The following is an 18,608-nucleotide window of genomic DNA, read 5'->3' as shown; positions in this document are numbered from 1 at the left end:
CGGCGTACGCCCGTGGACTCAGTCGGAACCGGTAGCGCGGGAGCGTAGGAAACCGATCAGCTGCACGGCCAGGGGATCGGGCTGCAGAGTGCGGGCGCGCTGCAGCGCCTGCTCCGCCGCGCTCGGCTCGCCGGCGGCCAGCCGCCGGACCGCCTCCTGCAGCCACTGCTCGGCGGCCTGCTCGGTGCGGCGCAGCAGGGCCAGCTCCATGCCGCAGCGCCGGCAGTGCTCCGTGTGCTCCTCGGTCCGGGCGCGGCAGTTGGGGCAGCGGTTCATTAGGACTCCAGGTAGAACACCAGGTCGGAGAGGGCCTCGCGGGCCTGCTCGATGGCGGCCGCGTTCTCCTGCTCGAGCGCGTCGCGCAGCTGCTCGATGGCGTCGACAAGGTCCTCGCGATCCTCGGGGTTGGCCTGATCCAAGAGTCGTTCCGCCCGCTCGATCAACTCCGCGGTCCGGTTCCCGGGCGAATCCGCCACGGCCTGCCGGCCGGGTGACTCGGCGTCGCTGTCGATCAGGTCCTGGACCCGCTCGCGGGCCGCACCCATCTCCTCGCGCTCAAAGCGGGCCGTGGCGCTGTCGATGGTGATCTCCTTGCGCTTGCCGGTGAGTTTCTCGACCGAGGAGACGTGGAGGATGCCATTTACGTCCAGGGAGAAGGTGGTGATGATCACGTTACCGGCGGGCACATCGCTGAGTCCCTCGATGCGGAACGAGCCGATCTGGGTGTTGTTGAGCGCATCCGGGTCCTCGCCCTGGAAGACCCGGACGTCGATGGCCTCCTGCCCGTCGTACGAGGTGAAGAAGGCCTCGCTGCGGGTGACCGGGATGGGTGTGTTCTTGCGGATCACCGGGATGAAGCAGTAGGGATAGCGCTCGCCGTTGAGTTCGGCGATGGCGCTGGTGCCGAACGTGTACGGCGTGACGTCGACGAGCATGCTCGCCACCTGCTCCCCGGCGATCACCGCGCCTTGGATCGCCGCGCCCATCGCCACGCACAGATCCGGGTCGATCTCTCCGCGCGGCTGAACGCCGAGCAACTCCTCCAGGCGCTGCTGGATCCGCGGGGTGCGGGTGGTGCCGCCGACAAGCACGATCTCATCGAGGTCGTTCACCGCCAGTTCGGCGTCCTCGAGGGCGATGCGCACTGCCTCCAGGGTCTCGTCGAGCAGCGGTTCGATCATCTCTTCGTAATCGGCCCGGGTTAGGTCCACCGACAGGTTGATCGGGCCCTGCCGGCCCTCCAGCAGGTAGGCCTCCTCGATGCGGGCGATCGGCGTACCGGAGAGGTCCATCTTGGCGGCTTCGGCGGCGTGGCGGAGCCGAGCCATGGCGCGCGGATCGTCGGCCGGGTCGACCCCGTGGTCGTCCTTCACGTGGGCACGCAGCTGATCGACGATCAGGGCGTCGAAATCGTCGCCGCCGAGGTGGTTGTTGCCGTGGCTGGCGAGGACCTCCACCACGTCCTGCTCCATGCGCACGACGGAAACGTCGAAGGTGCCGCCGCCCAGGTCGTAGACAAGGATGTGGCGCCGTTCGGGCTGATCCCCTTCGTAGGCGAGCGCTGCGGCGGTAGGCTCGTTGATGATGCGCACCACGTCCAGTCCGGCCAGCGTGCCAGCGTCGCGGGTGGCCTGGCGCTGGGCGTCGGAGAAGTAAGCCGGCACCGTGATGACGGCCTTGCGGACCGGTTCGCCCAGTTGCACCTCGGCCGCCTGTTTGAGCCGGGCCAGGATCACCGCGGAGATCTCCTGGGGCGTGTAGCTGCGATCCCCCAGCGGGATCTTGATGTCTTCGCCCATGCGCCGCTTGATCGAGCGCACGGTCCGCTCCGGGTGCAGGGCCAGCTGGTTGCGGGCCGCCTGGCCGACAAGCAGGGCGCCGTGCTCGTCGAGCCCGACGGCGGAGGGCATCAGGTAGGCATCCTCGACCTCGATGAGCTGCACGCGGCCATTGCGGGCCACGGCAACCTCGGAATTCGTCGTGCCTAGGTCGATGCCGATGATGATGTCATTCACTACGTGCTGTCCCTCTTGTTGACGATAACCTCGGCGGTCCGCAGGACCCGGTCGCCGCGCAGGAAGCCTTGGCGGACCTCGCGCAGGACCACGCCGTGATCGGTTTCCGGCTCGGTGGCGGTGTCGACCGCGTGCATGGTTTGCGGGTCGAAGGGCTTTCGCACGGTCTCCTGGACCTGTACGCCGCGGCGCGCCAGGATCTCATCCAGGTGGCGCAGGTTCATCTCCATGCCCTGGGCCATGCGGCCCAGGTAGCGCCGCGCCCCACCGAGCCGGGCCAGCCAGCCGGGCCGGTGGCTCGTGACTTGGCGGTGCCCGGCGGCGAGACGGTCGCGCAGGTCGATCAGTTCCTGGAGGAGGGCGTGTTCGGCGTCGTCGTGGGCCAGATCGGCGCGGCGGCGCTCCCGCTCCAGGTGTTCCTGCAGCTGCCGGTTCTGCTGACGCAGTGTCTCACAGTCCTCGCTGAGCTGATCCAGTGCGGTTTTGTACTGGCGTGACTCCAGGCGAACGTCGTTCTTGAGCGCTGCCATCTCGGTGAGCAGGGTATGGAGGTCCGGCGCCGGGGCCGTCTGCTCCGGCTGCGGTGCTTCCGCACTGCGCTCGAGATAGTCGCGGAAGCGATCGACCAGGGCTTCGCGCTCACTGCTGTCCATCACCGCTTGCCCCTTGGCCCCAGTACCGCACGGAAGGTCTCCTCATCGGGGCGTCCCGGCGCCTCGGTGGGCGCGGCCCGATCGAGGAGATCGATTGCCGTAGCCGGCCGGGTATCGAACAGCTCCTGGGCCAGGCGCAGCCGCTCGGTCCGGATGGCCTGGTACGCCTGGCGCAGGGCCTCGAAGCGTCGGGCGTCGCGCTCCGGCGGACAGGCTCGGACCGCGGCCAGATACGCCGCGTGGATGGCCGCGTCATCGGCGTCGCGCTCGACGCCCAGACAGAGGTATGGGTCCGCGTGTTCGAGATCGGGCCTTGGCATCGGGTTCAGGGTCTTATCCATAGACGGTGCTCGGGTCAAGGGCCTGCGTCGTTCAGGCACCGTGCTCCGGGTCGGGGATCAGCCGCTTGATCAGAACCCCGGCCCGGTGGGCCGTACGCTTGTCATCACTGCGGCGCGCCTGCCGGAAGGCCCGGCGGAGCTGGTCGAGCTCCCGGCTGGTGGGGCGGCCGGCTTCCTCGTTCGCGTATCGTGCCTCTAGGTTGTGCACGGTGAACAGCGGGTCCTCCAGGCGGTGGCGCAGTGCCTCGCGGGCGAAGTGGCCGCGCAGCTCCTCCTGGCCCGCCGCACGCAGCGCCTCGCAGACCGCAGCGTAATCGTCCAGGTCGAGGGTCCGGATGCGGACGGCTCGGCGCAGGGCCGGGGCGAAGGGCCCCAGGGCGCGGTCGAGGATGCCACCGGCCTCCGCGGCGACTTCGTGAATCCATTCGCAGAGATCCCGCAGCTGCTGCCGGTCGATCCGTTTCGGGGGGTTCAGGCCGCTTTGCACGAGCACTGTCGCGGCCGGCTGGCCGGCGAGTTCGGCCTCGGTGGCCAGCGCCAGGGCGTGGCCGAGGGTGCGGCCGTCGGTGAGGGTCCGAGCACGCCAACGGTGGGCTTTGGTGCCGCTGCCGTGGGTGGCGTCGACGACGGTACGCAGCCGTTCGAGCTGGGCCTGCGCCGCCGCCGAGTCCGCCCAGGTCTCCGCCTGGGCCAGGGCCGTGTGGGCAGCCTCCGGGTTCCCCTCGGCGCAGGCGGAGCGTGCGCGGGACAGCAGGGCGTCGTGGAGCACGGTCCGGGCCCGGCGATTGATCGGGTCGCGTTCGAGGATTCGCCGGGCGAAGTCCGCAGCCCCCTCGAAATCTTCACCGTGCAGCGCGAGTTCCAGTGCCTCCTGGAGCAGGGAGCGATCCTCGGGCCAGCGGGCCAGGGCCTGATCCACCGATCGGCGGGCTTGGGCGATGCGGCCGCAGTCGCGGTGGCGCTGGATGAGCAGCCGGTGGCCGGGGAGATGATCCGGATCCAGGGTGACGCTCTCGGCCAGGGCGTTTTCGGCTTCGGCCGCGAGGGGGGTGTGGAGCAGACCCAGCTCGCTGGCCAAGCGGCGCTGGATTGCGGCGATACGCAAGGCGTTCTGGTCTCCGGGGACCGGCTCGGCATCGGCGCGAAGCGCGGCGATTACTGCCTGCCAGGCTGCCAGGACAGCGGTGTAGTCATCGGCCTGGAAACACTCGGTGCACCAGGCCTGCAGGAGCGCCTGCTCGAACTCGTCGGCCTCTTCGGGCAGCACCAGTGCGCGGCCATGGACGGCCACCTCCTGGAAGGCGAGGCGGATTCGTTGCCGACGGGACCACTGCTCGCCGAGCTCACTTCGCCAGTCCGCCAGGACGGCGGGTAGATCGGCGTCTGGCTGCGGTGCTTCGGGCCTGAAGAGCTCGCGCCAAAGCTCGTAACGCTGCGTCGACCAGCCACGCAGCGCAGTGGCGAAGCGGCGTAGGGGTTCGTCGACCCGGGTCAGTGCCGGCAGCAGCTCGGGGTCGGGGAGTCGGGCTAGCCGTGCGGCCTCGGCCAACGGGGCGAAGGGTGAGGAGTCATCGACGCCCTCGAGCAGACGTTCGGCGGACAGCTGCTGCTCCGGCTCGATCATGAGCGCCTTGAGCACGGTCACGAAGTCGCGGTAGGGCGAGCGGTACGGGATCGTCCGCAGATGCTGGGCGGCGACCTCATCCTGACCCGTACAGTAAGCCGCCAGGGCTGCCAGTGCCGTATCGCCATCGGCGCGCACGGGGTCTTCGGGATCCAGCTCTGCCAGGCGCTCGGGGGCGGCGAGGTAGCAAGCCGCGAGGTGAGGGCGGGCCCGGCTCAGCGGCTCCGTTGCTCCGGCCTCGCACATGCGGATGTAGGCAGCCTGTGCGGCTTCGGCCTCGTCGAGTTCCAGCAGTAGACGGATCTGCTCCGGTTCCGGCAGGGCGCCGGGGCAACGCCACTCGCGGTTCTCCCAAATGGCCAATGCCTCGCGGGGCATGCCCTTGGCAGCGAGTTCCAGGGCGCGCCCGCGGTAGGCTGCGGCGAGGCCCTCGGCCCAGGTGCTCTCTGGCTCGGTCTGCGCCAGGGTGCGGTAGTGCTTGATGGCCTCTCGGTAGCGCCCAGCTGCGAGCGCCTGGCGCGCGTACGGCTCCACCGTCATGCGCGCGGTGTGCAGCGGCGGCTGCTGTTGTTGCCGCGAGGACAGTTGCTCGGACACGTCGACCCCTTGCTTGCCGCTCCGGTGGCGGGCACCCGACGTCGCGGGCCCGTGGGGAGCATGATACGCGTGCAGGCAGCTGCGCTCATCCTTGCACGGCGTGGACGGCGCAGGGGCGGTGCCGCCAGGATGGTTTTGGGTGACGAAAAAGAGCATTGATGATGGTCAAAAAGAGTGCTGACTGATAAGTTGTTGCGCGATGCCTTCCGGTCCCGGTCCGCTACTGAGCGGGCAGGGCGGCTCCGGGCCGATGCACCGCAGGCTGGGCAGCGCACGATCAATACAAGGTGAGGCATGAGCGTCGATTTCTTCTATAACTTCCTGGCGGGCCTCGGGTATACCCATCCGGTGCACCCGATCGCGGTCCACGTCACCATCGGGTTGGTGGTGGCAGCGCTGGTCTTCGCGCTTGTAGCGCGGTCACCGCGGTACGAGAAGTACGCGATCACGGCGCGTCACTGCGTGACGCTGGGCTTCATCATGGTCTTCCCGACCATCCTGCTCGGCTTCATGGACTGGCTCTACTACTACGGGGGCAACTGGACGACCACCTTCAAGATCAAGGTCTCGTTCGGCATCGTGCTCGCCGTGCTGCTGGGAATCGCGGCTATTCTTCCGGCCAGGCTGACCTACCGCTCGCCGGCGGTGCTGGCCAGCTACCTGGCGTCGTTCCTGGTGGTGGTCGTACTCGGCTACTACGGCGGTGAGCTGGTCCACGGTTCGGCCAGTCCGGCCGCGGACGAGGAGGTGGATGAAGACCCGGATGCCCGGGTTTCCTACGCGCAGATCGACCGGATCATGCGGGATGCCTGTGTCTCCTGTCATGCTCCCGGGAACGCCATCTGGGACCTGGATCTGACCTCGTACGAAGCGCTCATGGACGGGAGCAAGAACGGCCCGATCGTGGTGCCCGGCGAGCCCGGCGAGAGTGAGCTGGTCAAGCGCATCGACGGCACGGCCGATGTGCAGATGCCGCTTGGCGGCAGCCTCTCCGAGCGCGACAAGGACCGGATCATCCGCTGGGTCGAGCAGGGCGCCGAGAAGGACTAGAGGAAGAGGGTATGGGCGAGGCGCCGCCGATCCTCCAGCCGATCCAGTTGCCGCGCATGGCCCACTGCCCCGGGGCCGTGGAGTGGCTGCGACCCTGGGCCGAAGAGCTCTGCCCCGGGCCCGGCACCCTGGTGCTGGTCACCGGGCGGGCTACGCTCGCGCATCTGCCGGCGGCCCGGCAGGCGGTCGGCGAACTGGAGGCCCGGGGATGGAGCCTGGCGACGGTGACCGTCAGCGGTGAGCCGAGCGCCGAGTGGGTGGATGAGCAGCGTCAGCACCTGCCTGCTGGGGGTGTCGACCTGGTTGTGGCGCTCGGCGGGGGCAGTGTCCTAGATGTCGGCAAAACCCTGGCGGCGATGGCCTGCGAGCAGGGCCCGACGCGGGCCTATCTAGAGGGGGTCGGGGATCGCGCACCTTCCGGGCGCCGCGTCCCATGGATCGCCGTGCCGACCACCATGGGCACCGGCAGTGAGGTGACCCACAACGCCGTACTCGGTCAACCCGGGCTGGAGCGGGGCTACAAGAAGTCGCTGCGCCACCCCGGGTACGTAGCCGACCGGGTGCTCCTCGACGCACGACTGACGGCCTCAGTGCCCCGGGCGGTGGTGGCCAGCGCGGGGATGGACGCCTTCTCGCAGTTGCTTGAGAGCTACCTGGCGCCCACGACCTCGCCGTTGCTGGATTGTTGGCTGATGTATGCGCTTGAGCAGGCAGGTGCGGCGCTTCCGGAACTGATCTGCCGCCATGGGGACGCGGATCTGGAGGCTCAGCGCCACGCCATGGCTCTGGCCGCCACTGTCTCGGGTGTGGCGTTGACCCATACGGGCCTGGGCATCGTGCACGGGCTCATCGGGCCGCTTGGAGCGGTGGCGCCGGTCCCGCACGGAGTGGCATGTGCCAACGTGCTGTCGCCGGCGATGCGTCAGACGCTCGCCGAGGCCCGCGCCGTAGGTGGCGCGACGCAGGAGCGGGTGGAGCAGCGGATGGCTGCGGTCTCGGTCCAGCTTGGCGGCGGTTCCCGGGCCGACGAGCTGATCGAAGCCCTCGACCACTGGCGTCACCAGGCCCGGTTGCACGCCGGCCTTTCCGGGCTGGCCGGCTACGGTATCGACCATCGCCACCTGGACGCCGTGGTCGAGAAGGGGTCGAACCGGCGCAACGCGGTTGCGTTGAGCCCCGAGCAGTGGCGGTCCATTCTGGAAGAGAGCCTGTAGGTACCTCAGAAATGCATGCTTACGAAGATCTCAATGGTGCAGATCGGCCCGCTTGTCCGGCGCATTGGATCCTGGCGCCAGCCGCGCTGGCTTTGGCGGCCCTCGGTACCGCCCTGAACCCTCCGCAGATCCACGAGCTCCGCATCGATGGTGGCACGGTGCTGCAGCCCGTGGCCCTGGAACACGTCATGGAGCGTCGGCCGCAGGGGCCACCACCCTGGGGTGACGTGGAGCAGGTCTCGCCGGAGGAGGTTGAGGAAATCACAGCGCCGGCCGGGGACACGCGTGGCGCCCCCGGAGCCGAGGGGGGCAGCGGGATGTACCAGCGGCCCGACTGACGCCCCAGGTGGTCCGTCGCTGGTCGGCCGATTACTGGGACTGGTTGCGCGCCTCGAGTTCCTGCCAGCGCTCGTAGGTGGCCTCCAGGCGCGACTCAAGCTCCCCCAGCTGCTCCTGCAGCGAGGCAAGATGCCCATCGTCGCTCTGGTAAAGTGCGGGATCGGCCAACCGCTCGTGCAGCTGTGCCTGCTCCTGTTCAAGGGCCTCGATACGCTCCGGCAGGCCGGCCAGCTCCTGCTCCTCGCGCCGGGTCAGTCGCTTCGGCGCACCTGAGCTGCGCCCTCCCGACGTTCGCCTGCCAGTGTCCGGGGCGTCGTTGTCCGGCGATGCCTTGGCGCCGCGCTCGGAGCGGCGTTGCGCGGCCGGTCCGGGGCGCTGTCGCTGCCAGTCGGTATAACCGCCGGCGTATTCGCGGAAGCGGCCATCGCCCTCATAGGCCAGGCTCTGCGTGACCACCGCGTCGAGGAAGGCGCGGTCGTGGCTGACCACCAGCACCGTCCCGGAGAAATCCAGCAGTCGGTCCTCGAGCAGTTCCAGGGTCTCGGCATCGAGATCGTTGGTTGGCTCGTCGAGCACCAAAAGGTTGGCCGGTTGGCTGAACAGCCGGGCCAGCAACAGGCGGTTGCGCTCCCCGCCTGAGAGTGCCCGCACCGGCTGACGGGCGCGCTGCGGCGGGAACAGGAAGTCCTGCAGGTAGCTGAGCACGTGGCGGGACTGGCCGTTGATCTCGATGTGCTCGCGCCCCCCGCCGACGTTGTCCTGAACACTGGCGTCCTCGTCGAGCACGGCGCGCTGTTGGTCGAAGTAGGCGATCTCCAGCCGGGTGCCGCGGCGGATGGTCCCGTGGGTTGGTTCCAGTGCCCCGAGCAGCAGCCGAATGAGGGTGGTCTTGCCGCAGCCGTTGGGTCCGATGAGGCCCACCTTGTCGCCGCGCAGGACGGTGGTGTTCAGATCCCGGATGATGGTGGCGTCGTTGTAGGCAAAGTCTACTGCTTCGGCGTCGGCGACAATCTTGCCCGAGCGCTCCGCTTCTTGAACGCTGAAGCGCGCCTTGCCCTGATGCTCACGGCGCTCGGCCCGTTCGGCGCGCATGCGCTGGAGTTCCCGGACTCGTCCCTGGTTGCGGGTGCGCCGGGCCTTGATGCCCTGTCGGATCCAGGCTTCCTCCTGGGCCAGGCGCTTGTCGAATTCGGCGCGCTGCTGCTCCTCGGCGTGGAGGCGCTCTTCGCGGCGGCGCAGGTAGTTCTGGTAGTCGCCCGGGTAGCTGATCAGTGCTCCGCGGTCGATCTCCACGATGCGCGTGGCCAGGCTCTGCAGGAAGGCACGGTCGTGGGTGATGAACAGCAGCGCCCCTGGCCAGTCGCGGAGGAACCCCTCAAGCCAGGTGATGGCCTCGATGTCCAGGTGGTTGGTCGGCTCGTCGAGCAGGAGCAGGTCCGGGGCCGTGACCAGTGCGCGGCCGAGCAGCACGCGACGCTGCACGCCGCCGGAGAGGTTCGCCATGGCTGCCTCGGGGTCGAGGTCCAGGCGGGAGATCACGGCCTCGACTCGCTGCTTCAGGTCCCATCCGCCCTGGGCGTCCAGCGCGTCCTGGCAGGCCTGCATCTCGTCGAGGCGATCAGTGTCGCCGGCGGCAACGGCCTCGGCGACCCGGTGGTAACGCTCGACGGTCTCTCCCAGCTTGCCGAGGCCTGCGGCCACGTGTTGATAGACGGTGCCGCTGGTGTCCTCGGGCAACTCTTGGGCCAGTTGCGCGACCCGGACGCCCGGGTCGCAGAGGACCTGGCCGTCATCGGGTTCGACGGCGCCGGTGAGAATGCGCATTAGGGTAGATTTCCCGGCGCCGTTGCGTCCGACCAGGCAGACGCGTTCGCCTGATTCGACGGTCAGGTTGATGTCTTCCAGCAAGGGGGGGTGGTGCCCCAGGGCGAGTTGGACGTTGCGTAGCTCGAGTAGCGGCACAGGCTCCCTCAGTCGGCAGGCTCCAGGCGGTAAATCCCGCCATCGGATTCGTCGGTCAGCAGGTAGATATGGCCCCCGGGCCCTTCCTCAACAGCGCGAACCCGGCCCACGGTATCGCGCAGGATCTCTTCCTCGTGGACGACCGTTTCGTCCTCGATGACCACGCGGCGTATCGCCGGACGCACCAAGGCGCCGGCCAGGAAATCTCCCTCCCAGCGCGGGAACGCCTGGCCGCTGTAGTGATCCAGCCCTGAAGGGGCGATCGCCGGTGTCCAGTCACGGATGGGGGATTCCATGCCCTCGGCGTGGCGCCCGATGCCGATCTGCTCCTGGGTGGCGTAGTCGCGGCCGTGGGAGATGATCGGCCAGCCGTAGTTGTACCCCGCCTGGACCCGGTTGAGTTCGTCGCCGCCTCGCGGGCCGTGCTCAGTCTGCCAGATCGCGCCGGTCTCGGGGTGGATGAACTGGCCCTGGGCGTTGCGATGGCCGTAGGAGTAGATTTCGTCGCGCACCTGGTCGTCGGCCACGAACGGATTGTCCCCGGGGACCGAGCCGTCGTCGTTGAGGCGCAGGGTGGTACCAACGTGGTCGCCGGTGTCCTGCGCCCGGTGGGTATCCGGGTCGTGCTCGTCGTCGCCGCGATCGCCGACGGTCATCAGCAGGGTGCCGTCCGGCTTGAAGTCGATCCGCGACCCGTAGTGGCGGCCCGGGGTGGCGGCGGCATCGGCCACGAAGATCTCCTCGAGGTCGGTCAGCCGCGGCGCGCCGTCATCGAGGCGCGCCCTGGCCAGGGCCACGGTGGTTTCGTTGGCATCCCCCCGCGCGTACGTGAAGTACACCCAGCGGTTGTCGGTGAAGTCCGGATGCAGGGTGATATCCAGCATCCCGCCCTGGTTGCGCGCGTGGATGCGGTCGGGCCCGCCGGACAAGCGCTCCACCCGGCCGTCTTCGACCCGATTGATGCGACCCGGCCGTTCGGTGACCAGCATGCCACCTTCGGGCAGGAAAGCCAGTCCCCAGGGGTGTTCCAAATCGGTGGCGACTTGCACGATGCGCACACCGTGATACTCCGTATCGTGATGAGCCTCGATGACCTCTTCGGCCAGGGCGGCCCCGCCGATCAGCGAGAACCCGGTCAGGGTGGCGATACGCGGCGTGACTCGGACCATGGCGCCTGCTCCATGCTAGCGTAGACCTTATACGGCCCTTACCATTCAAGCAGAGGAGGTCCGTCGTGGACAGCATACGCTCGCGAACCGGCGTTCCGGTGGAGGTGATCGATCTCCACTTCCAGGGCAAGGCCGGGCGCATTGCCAGTTTCCTGATCCGTCATCAAGGCGGGGCGATGCTGATCGAGAGCGGCCCCGGCAGCACGATCGGCGGCTTGGAGTTCGAGCTTCGGCGGCGGGGCCTGGCGCCGACGGATATCACCCACCTGCTGCTCACCCATATTCACCTCGACCACGCCGGTGCCGCCGGTTGGCTGGCCCGTCAGGGCGCCCATGTGTACGTGCACCCGCGGGGTGCCCCCCATCTGATCGACCCCGGCCGTCTGCTCGATAGCGCCTCGCGGATCTATGGAGACGACATGGATCGGCTCTGGGGGGAGTGCCTGCCGGTGCCCGAGGAGCAGATCACCACACTCGATGACGGTGACGAGGTCGCCGTGGGCGGAGTCGGCGTGGTCGCCCTGGACACGCCGGGGCATGCCGAGCACCACCTGGCCTTCCAGCTCGACGATGTCTGCTTCACCGGTGACGTGGGCGGCGTGCGCATGCCCCACTCAGGGGTGGTCATCCCGCCCGCGCCGCCACCGGAGTTCGACCCGCAGCGGTGGCGGCAGAGCTTGGCGCACATCGCTGCGCAACAACCGGAGTACCTGGCGCTGACCCATTTTGGCCTGTTCCTGGATCCGCCGGAGCATCTGGCGGCCCTGCGCCGTGGCCTGCGCGACCTGACGCGCTGGGCGGACGAAACGGTGGCCGAGGCGAACGATGTCGCCGATCTGCAGGCCCGTTACACCGCCTGGCTAGAGGCGTGGGCGCTGGAGCAGGGGCTGGATCCGGCGGACTGGGCCGGGCATCAGGCGATCAATCCGGCCTGGATGTCCGCACTGGGGCTGCGGCGCTACTGGAAGCAGAAGCAGGGCTGACGTCCTGCATCCCGATACGACGAGGAGGCTGCATGGCAGCGGGGTCTAGCTACGATGATCTGCCCATGGAGTGGGTGGGCAATTGGGCCGGGCGGCGCGCTGCGCTGACCCCGGAGCGGATGGCGCTCTACGAGCCGGACAGCGAGCGTTGCATCACCTATCGCCAGGCCGATCAGCGGGCCGAGCGTGCTGCGGCCCTGTTGACCGAGACCCTGGGGATCGGCCCCCGCGAACCGGTCTGCCTTCTGTCGCGCAATCGGCTCGAGGCGGTCGATCTCTATCTTGCCTGTGGCAAGACCGGTGTGATCCTGGCGCCGCTGTCTTACCGCCTGGCGCAACCTGAGCTCAACGACCTGGTCCGGCGGGTTGCGCCGCGCGCCCTGTTCTACGATGAGGCCTTCGCCGAGCTGGCCGCGGACCTGGATTTGCCCGCCGGCGCCCAGCGTGTCGAGCTGGCCGATGGGCGCGGCCGGTGGTTCGAGGCCGTGGATGCGGGCGAGGATCCGCGCACCGGTCAGAACCGTCCGCTGGCCCTCTCGGACCCGTGTCTCTACGTGCACACCGGTGGAACCACGGCCACGCCCAAGATCTGCGTGGTTTCCCATCGGCAGATGGTCTGGAACGCCGTGGACATTCTGGTCAGCAGTGGCGGATCGCTCGGGCCTCAGCAGGAGCTGCTGACCTTTCCGTTGTTCCATATCGGTGGCTGGAACACCCTAACTCCGGTGTTCTACGCCGGCGGCTACACCGTCATGCCGCGCAGCTTCGACGCCGGGCAGGCCCTGGAGCTGATCGAGGTGGAGGGGATCACCCATTTCGGTGCAGTTGAGGCCATGCTGCAGTTAATGGCCGAGCATCCGCGCTTCGCCGGGGTGGATATGAGCACGCTGGAGCAGATCACGACTGCCGGTGCGCCCTGTTCCTCCTGGACCATGCAGCCGTTCTGGCAGCGGGGGATCCGTGTCAGTCAGTCCTACGGGATGACCGAGGCGGGTCCGTCGAACTTCCTCTATGTCGGTGATGATCAGGGCATCGATGAACTGCGCGAGCACCACGACTCGGTGGGCACCTCGATGTTTCACACGGACTACCGCATCGTCGATCCCGAACGGCTAGAGCCGGTGCGCCGGGGTGAGGTCGGCGTGCTGCTGATGCGCAGCCCCCACAACTTTGACGGCTACCTCGACGAGCCCGAGCGCAGTGCCGGGGCGCTGCTCGCGGACGGCTGGGTCTACAGCGGTGACCTGGCTCACGAGGATGCTGAGGGCTATGTGCGCCTGGTCGGCCGCGCGGACAACATGTTTATCAGCGGCGGCGAGAACATCGCCCCGGAGGAGGTGGAGCAGGTCCTGCTGCGCCACGCCGGTGTTCGCAAGGCGGCGGTGGTGGGCGTGCCCGACCCGCGCTGGGGTGCGGTGCCGGCGGTTGCGGTGGTCGCACGCGAGGGTGCCGATGTCGATGCGGCGCAGATCCTACAGTTTGCCGAGCGGGAGCTGGCACGGTACAAGGTGCCGCGGTTGATTCGCTTTTACGAGGATCTGCCGCTGACCGGCGCCGGCAAGGTGGACCGCAACCGCGTCCGCGAGCAGCTTGCCGGGGAGGCAGGGGCGTCATCGGGAGAGGAGTAGGCATGACGGATCGATTCGGTAACGCGCGGGTGCTGGTGGTGGCGGGTTCCGACTCCGGGGGCGGGGCCGGCATTCAGGCGGACCTGAAGGCGGTGATGGCGCTCGGCGGCTACTGCAGCACGGCGATTACCGCGCTGACGGCGCAGAACACCCGGGGTGTCCAGGATGTGCACACGATCCCGCCCGGTTTTGTGGCTGCTCAGATGCGCTCGGTCCTCGCCGACATCGGTGCCGACTGCGTGAAAACGGGCATGCTCCACGACACTGCGGTCATCGATGCGGTGGCCGCCGAACTCGACGCCCTGGCGCCCGGCGTGCCGCTGGTGGTGGACCCGGTGATGGTCGCCCAGAGTGGCGATCGACTCCTGGCCGAAGCGGCCGCCGAGCGGCTCGGCGATGTGCTGCTGCCACGGGCAACCCTCCTCACCCCCAATCTGCCCGAGGCGGAGGTACTACTCGGCCGATCCGTGCCGGGCACCGAGGCCGGCCTGCGGGAGGCGGCCCGAGCCCTGCGCGGTTTCGGCCCCGGAGCGGTCCTGGTCAAGGGCGGGCATGCGGCCGGTGAAGAGGTTATCGATTGCCTGGCTACGCCGGACGGCGAGATGTGCTTTCGTAGCCGACGGATCGACACGACCTCCAACCATGGCACCGGGTGCACCCTGGCGAGCGCCATCGCTGCCGGGGTCGCCCGGGAGCTGCCTATGGCCGATGCCGTCGCCCGCGCCCGGGACTACCTCCAGGAAGCCCTGCGCACGGCCCGCGGCCTTGGATCCGGGGCGGGGCCGGTGAACCACGCCTTCAATGTGCCCCCTTATTGATTGAGGGGGTGGCGTGATGCGGCAAATTGGCACAGAACGAAAAATGGACTAGAATGGTCCACAATAGAATCGCTCAAAACCGTGAGGGCTGTGCCATGTACGCGAACGCCGATCCGAACACCCTGGTGCAGGTTACCGCCCGTGGTCGCTACGCCGTTGGCGCAGTGCTGCACATCGCGCTCCACGACGAGATCGGCCCGGTCCCGCTGGCCGAGATCTCGGTCTGTCAGAATATCTCCACCTCCTACGTGGATCAGATCTTCGCCGATCTGCGGCCACACGGGATCATCGAGGGCATCCCCGGGCCGGGGGGCGGGTACCGGCTGGCCCGTCCGGCGACTGAGGTGACGGTGGCGGAGATCATCGCGGCGGTGGAGCGGCGCGAGGCCGGAACCCACTACCGCAGCGCGCTTGAGGGTGCGGTCTGGAGCCGGCTGATGGCGGATATTGCCCACTTCATGGAGCGGCTCACCGTGGCCGATCTGGTGGAGCGTCCGGCGGCGCGGGAGTGGCTTGCGCGGCAGTATCGAACCGGTCCGTGGCGGTGCGAGGTGTGCGGCGTGCTCACCGAGCGGGGCCCGAAGCATGCCGGTCATCGGGCGGGACGTTCCCGACGGGCGCGGTAGGACCGCCTCCGCCGGGGGGGGGGGTCCCCCGGGGCGGTCAGCCGAAACGCTGCTCGACGTAGGATTCGACGATCTGCTCGAACTCTTCGGCGATGCGCTCCCCTTTGAGGGTCACGGAGCGCTCGCCGTCGATGAAGACTGGGGCCGAGGGCTGCTCGCCGGCGCCCGGCAGGCTGATGCCGATATCGGCGTGGCGGCTCTCGCCGGGGCCATTGACCACGCAACCCATCACCGCGATGCGCAGCCCCTCGACACCGGGGTAGCGTTCGCGCCACTCCGGCATGCGGGCATCGATATGGCTGCGGATGTGCTCGGCGAGACGCTGGAAGAAGTCGCTGGATGTGCGGCCGCAGCCGGGGCAGGCCGTGACCCGCGGCGTGAAATCGCGCAGCCCCATGCTCTGCAACACCTGCTGCGCTACCTCGACCTCGCGGGTTCGGGCGCCTCCGGGATCCGGCGTGAGCGAGACGCGGATGGTGTCGCCGATCCCCTCTTGGAGCAGGATGGCCAGGGCCGCCGAGGAGGCGACTACGCCGGGCACCCCCATGCCGGCCTCGGTCAGGCCCAAGTGGAGGGGGTAATCGCAGCGCCGGGCGAGGTCGCGGTAGACCGCCACCAGATCCTGGACGCCGCTCATCTTGCAGGAGAGCACGATGCGATCACCGGGCAGGCCCAGCTCCTCGGCGCGTTGCGCGCTCTCCACCGCCGAGGTGACCACCGCATCGCGCATGACGGTCTCCGGCGGCAGCGGCTCCGTTCGCGCCGCATTGGCGTCCATCAGCCGGGTGAGGACGCTGTCGTCGAGGCTTCCCCAGTTGACGCCGATCCGCACAGGCAGGTCGTAGGTGCAGGCGATCTCGATCATCTCGGCGAACTGCGGGTCGCGTCGGCTCCCTTTGCCGACGTTGCCGGGGTTGATGCGCATCTTGGCAAGGGCCTCAGCGCACTCCGGGTGGCGGCGCAACAGCTTGTGCCCGTTGAAGTGGAAGTCGCCGACAAGCGGTACCTCGGCCCCCATACGGGCGAGGCGCTCGCGGATGCGCGGCACGGCCGCGGCGGCCTCCTCGTTGTTGATGGTGACCCGCACGAGCTCCGATCCGGCCCGGGCCAGATCGGCGGCCTGGACCGCGGTGCTCACCTCGTCAGCGGTGTCGGTGTCGGTCATCGACTGGACCACGATCGGTCCATCGCCACCGATGCTCAGGTCACCGATGCGGACGGTTCGACTGCGGCGCCGGGGCGCCGGCTCGGCTTCCAGGGGACGGGTTTCTGCATCCATGGCCGGTATTGTAGCCCAATCCGTCGTCGACCCGGAAAACATTCGTCTTTTACGATGCCAAAAGGCCGCGGTGTCCCCGCCGTGGCGACACGAACCTGGGAGGCACCATGATCGAACTCTACAGCTGGCCAACCCCCAACGGACAGAAAGTGCACATCGCCCTCGAGGAGATGGGGCTCGCGTACCGGGTCCACGGTGTGGATATCGGCAAGGGCGAGCAGTTTGCCGAGCAGTTCCAGCGCATCAGCCCGAACGGCCGCATACCGGCGATCGTCGATAGCGAGGGGCCCGGCGGGCAGCCGTTCTCCGTGTTCGAGTCCGGGGCGATCCTCATCTATCTGGCGGAGAAGAGCGGGCGGTTTCTGCCGACGGATCCGGCCGCGCGGATGCGCGTGATCGAGTGGCTGATGTTCCAGATGGGTGGCGTCGGACCGATGTTCGGTCAGGCGGGCCACTTCCGCAACCAGGCGCCGGAGCGGGTGGATTACGGCATCGAGCGCTACACCCAGGAAACGGAGCGCTTGCTCGGGGTTCTGGACCGTCGGTTGGGCGAGGTGCCCTATCTGGGTGGGGCGGCCTACAGCATCGCCGACATGGCGACCTATCCGTGGGTTCAGGTGGCCGAGCGCCTGGGGCAGCGCATGGGCGACTTCCCCAACGTGCTGCGCTGGTCGGATGAGATCGGCGAGCGCCCTGCGGTGGAGCGGGGGATGGCGGTGCTTAGGCAGCAGTAGGCTGGGGCCCCGGGGCGCGGCCCGGGTGGGCCGCGCTAAGGTTGTTTACCCGGGTCCGGGGTGATCCCGTGCTGGATGATCTCCGTGGCTGCTGCCAGGACATCGCTCTCGGGGGTGCCGTCCTCGCTCCAGATCAGGTGGCGTTTGCCCATGAAGAATGCGATCCCGATCAGCGCCAGTGCCTGGGTGTAGGGATCCCCGCGGCGGACTTCGCCGCGGGCCTGTGCTGCCTCGAGGCGCTCGGCGTAGCCTCCTGCCAGGGTCTGGAAGTACCACCGATGCGCTTCCGGATCGACGAACTGCGACTCCATCACGATCCGGTAAAGGTTTTCGTGCTCGCGGCAAAAGCGTAGGAACGCCTCCAGGCCGATGCGCTCAGCTTCGGCACGGTTTGCCGCGCCCTCGATGGCTTCGCTGAGATAGCGGCGCATGGTGCGGTTCATGTGCTCGACCAGCGCGCGGAAGATCTCCTCCTTGGAGCGGTAGTAGAGGTAGAACGTCCCCTGGGCCACCCCGGCGCGCTGGGTGATGCTGCTGATCGATGCGTTGTGAAAGCCCTTCTCGCCGAACTCCACCTCGGCGGCGGCGAGCAGGTTGCGGCGCGTGCGCTCGCCGCGCTCCGTGGCCGGCCCCACCCCCTGGGTCAAACCGGGTCTGGTCTTCTCCATGGCCATCCCGCAATTGGCTGGTTAACCTGCTCAAATTAAGTTGGCCGGTTTAACCCTGTCAAATCTGCCGGGAAACGTGGAAGTGAGGAGGTGCCCCCGTGCAAGCCGTCGACCGCCTGCTGCAGATCATGGAGCGCCTGCGGGACCCCGAGCGCGGGTGTCCCTGGGACGTGGAGCAGGATTTCCACTCTATCGCGCCGCATACCGTCGAGGAAGCTTACGAGGTCTTCGATGCGATCGAGCGCGGCGACATGGATGCGCTGCGGGATGAACTCGGTGACCTGCTGCTGCAGGTCGTCTTCCACGCGCGCATGGGCGAGGAAGGCGGGCACTTCGACCTGGAGTCGGTGGCCGAGACGCTCGAGGCGAAGCTCATCCGCCGGCATCCGCATGTCTTTGGGGCTGCGCGGGTGGCTGAACCGGAATCCGTGACCCATCATTGGGAGGCGATCAAGGAGCAGGAACGTGAGCATCGGGGCGAAGGCGACAGCGCCCTCGATGGGGTGGCGACGGCACTGCCGGCCTTGGCTCGGGCCACCAAGCTCCAGCGCCGGGCGGCGCGGGTAGGGTTCGACTGGCCGGACTACCGGGGCGCGGCTGCGAAGATCCGTGAAGAGCTGGCCGAAGCGGAGGCCGAGGTGGACGGGAGCCCCGAGCGTCGCGAGGCCGAGGTCGGCGATCTGCTTTTTGCCGTAGTCAATTTGGCGCGCCATCTCGACGTCGATCCGGAAACGGCCCTGCGTCGTGCCGGTCAGCGTTTCGAGGCGCGCTTTCGTGGCGTGGAGGCGGAGTTCGCCGCGCGTGGTGAAACCCTCGGGGCGCAGTCGATCGATGCCCTGGAGGCGGCTTGGCAGAGGACGAAGGGGAGGGAAGGGGGAACGTGACCGGGTCGGCGGCAGATCCAGGGA

18 protein-coding genes are annotated in these 18,608 nt (G+C 68.5%); 9 read left to right on the top strand and 9 right to left on the bottom strand.

Translation table 11 applies throughout. The features are described from left to right. Positions 1-18 precede the first annotated feature (18 nt). From LRF89_RS01075 to LRF89_RS01055, 5 genes are read right to left on the bottom strand one after another with little or no spacing between them, the layout of a single operon-like run. Positions 19-276: a hypothetical protein gene (locus tag LRF89_RS01075; protein ID WP_201167736.1), complete on the bottom strand. Its 258-nt coding sequence runs from the start codon at positions 274-276 to the stop codon at positions 19-21. Next, a complete protein-coding gene (locus LRF89_RS01070) occupies positions 276-2,015 on the bottom strand; it encodes an Hsp70 family protein (protein ID WP_238636450.1) in 1,740 nt (579 codons plus the stop codon). Before LRF89_RS01070 ends, LRF89_RS01075 begins: the two co-directional genes overlap by 1 nt. Beyond that, positions 2,015-2,668, bottom strand: coding sequence for a nucleotide exchange factor GrpE (locus tag LRF89_RS01065; protein ID WP_201167734.1), 654 nt, complete (start codon positions 2,666-2,668; stop codon positions 2,015-2,017). Before LRF89_RS01065 ends, LRF89_RS01070 begins: the two co-directional genes overlap by 1 nt. After that, complete coding sequence (locus tag LRF89_RS01060; RefSeq protein WP_201167733.1) at positions 2,668-3,009, bottom strand: molecular chaperone DnaJ; 342 nt, start codon at positions 3,007-3,009, stop codon at positions 2,668-2,670. The genes LRF89_RS01065 and LRF89_RS01060 overlap by 1 nt, the downstream gene beginning before the upstream one ends. Positions 3,010-3,040: 31 nt before the next feature. Then, positions 3,041-5,230: a hypothetical protein gene (locus LRF89_RS01055; protein WP_238636449.1), complete on the bottom strand. Its 2,190-nt coding sequence runs from the start codon at positions 5,228-5,230 to the stop codon at positions 3,041-3,043. A gap of 294 nt (positions 5,231-5,524) precedes the next feature. On the opposite strand from LRF89_RS01055, the gene LRF89_RS01050 reads away from it, so the two are divergent. Genes LRF89_RS01050 through LRF89_RS01040 form a run of 3 tightly spaced genes read left to right on the top strand, consistent with a single transcriptional unit; the run spans position 5,525 to position 7,832 of the window. Beyond that, complete coding sequence (locus LRF89_RS01050) at positions 5,525-6,280, top strand: c-type cytochrome domain-containing protein (protein ID WP_201167729.1); 756 nt, start codon at positions 5,525-5,527, stop codon at positions 6,278-6,280. A gap of 11 nt (positions 6,281-6,291) precedes the next feature. Then, entirely contained in the window at positions 6,292-7,494 is a 1,203-nt protein-coding gene (locus LRF89_RS01045) for an iron-containing alcohol dehydrogenase (RefSeq protein ID WP_238632884.1), read from the top strand. Between the two features lie 11 nt (positions 7,495-7,505). Continuing rightward, positions 7,506-7,832 (top strand): hypothetical protein, encoded by a 327-nt coding sequence (locus LRF89_RS01040; RefSeq protein ID WP_201167725.1) that lies wholly within the window; start codon positions 7,506-7,508, stop codon positions 7,830-7,832. 31 nt (positions 7,833-7,863) lie between these two features. On the opposite strand, the gene LRF89_RS01035 is transcribed toward LRF89_RS01040, so the two are convergent. Together LRF89_RS01035 and LRF89_RS01030 are read right to left on the bottom strand one after the other, a co-directional pair. Then, positions 7,864-9,795: an ATP-binding cassette domain-containing protein gene (locus LRF89_RS01035; RefSeq protein ID WP_238632882.1), complete on the bottom strand. Its 1,932-nt coding sequence runs from the start codon at positions 9,793-9,795 to the stop codon at positions 7,864-7,866. Positions 9,796-9,803: 8 nt separating this feature from the next. Next, positions 9,804-10,964 (bottom strand): PQQ-dependent sugar dehydrogenase, encoded by a 1,161-nt coding sequence (locus LRF89_RS01030; RefSeq protein WP_201167721.1) that lies wholly within the window; start codon positions 10,962-10,964, stop codon positions 9,804-9,806. Positions 10,965-11,029: 65 nt separating this feature from the next. Here LRF89_RS01030 and LRF89_RS01025 point away from each other — a divergent pair, with 65 nt between their 5' ends. The 4 genes from LRF89_RS01025 (at position 11,030) to LRF89_RS01010 (ending at position 15,019) form a co-directional block, all read left to right on the top strand. Further along, positions 11,030-11,947: an MBL fold metallo-hydrolase gene (locus LRF89_RS01025; protein ID WP_201167713.1), complete on the top strand. Its 918-nt coding sequence runs from the start codon at positions 11,030-11,032 to the stop codon at positions 11,945-11,947. 32 nt (positions 11,948-11,979) lie between these two features. Further along, entirely contained in the window at positions 11,980-13,575 is a 1,596-nt protein-coding gene (locus tag LRF89_RS01020; protein ID WP_201167711.1) for an AMP-binding protein, read from the top strand. Between the two features lie 2 nt (positions 13,576-13,577). Then, entirely contained in the window at positions 13,578-14,393 is an 816-nt protein-coding gene (gene thiD / locus LRF89_RS01015; RefSeq protein ID WP_201167708.1) for a bifunctional hydroxymethylpyrimidine kinase/phosphomethylpyrimidine kinase, read from the top strand. Positions 14,394-14,488: 95 nt separating this feature from the next. Continuing rightward, positions 14,489-15,019 carry an Rrf2 family transcriptional regulator gene (locus tag LRF89_RS01010; protein ID WP_201167705.1) on the top strand — a complete coding sequence of 177 codons (531 nt, stop codon included), beginning with the start codon at positions 14,489-14,491 and terminating at the stop codon, positions 15,017-15,019. A gap of 37 nt (positions 15,020-15,056) precedes the next feature. On the opposite strand, the gene ispG is transcribed toward LRF89_RS01010, so the two are convergent. Then, the gene (gene ispG / locus LRF89_RS01005) at positions 15,057-16,298 is read right to left on the bottom strand and encodes a flavodoxin-dependent (E)-4-hydroxy-3-methylbut-2-enyl-diphosphate synthase (protein WP_201167702.1); all 1,242 of its coding nucleotides are present in this window, start codon (positions 16,296-16,298) and stop codon (positions 15,057-15,059) included. A gap of 107 nt (positions 16,299-16,405) precedes the next feature. On the opposite strand from ispG, the gene LRF89_RS01000 reads away from it, so the two are divergent. Then, on the top strand, positions 16,406-17,032 hold the full coding sequence (locus LRF89_RS01000; protein ID WP_238636448.1) for a glutathione S-transferase N-terminal domain-containing protein: 627 nt from the start codon (positions 16,406-16,408) through the stop codon (positions 17,030-17,032). 35 nt (positions 17,033-17,067) lie between these two features. On the opposite strand, the gene LRF89_RS00995 is transcribed toward LRF89_RS01000, so the two are convergent. Then, the gene (locus tag LRF89_RS00995) at positions 17,068-17,700 is read right to left on the bottom strand and encodes a TetR/AcrR family transcriptional regulator (RefSeq protein WP_238635269.1); all 633 of its coding nucleotides are present in this window, start codon (positions 17,698-17,700) and stop codon (positions 17,068-17,070) included. A 98-nt stretch (positions 17,701-17,798) separates the two neighbouring features. Here LRF89_RS00995 and mazG point away from each other — a divergent pair, with 98 nt between their 5' ends. After that, positions 17,799-18,584 carry a nucleoside triphosphate pyrophosphohydrolase gene (gene mazG / locus LRF89_RS00990; protein ID WP_201167694.1) on the top strand — a complete coding sequence of 262 codons (786 nt, stop codon included), beginning with the start codon at positions 17,799-17,801 and terminating at the stop codon, positions 18,582-18,584. Positions 18,585-18,608: the final 24 nt, after the last annotated feature.

It is taken from the genome of Halorhodospira sp. 9621, assembly GCF_022228055.1.
Classification (GTDB): domain Bacteria; phylum Pseudomonadota; class Gammaproteobacteria; order Nitrococcales; family Halorhodospiraceae; genus Halorhodospira; species Halorhodospira halophila_A.
The sequence above is the reverse complement of the archived record's forward strand: the minus strand, read 5'-3'. Positions and strand labels throughout refer to the sequence as shown.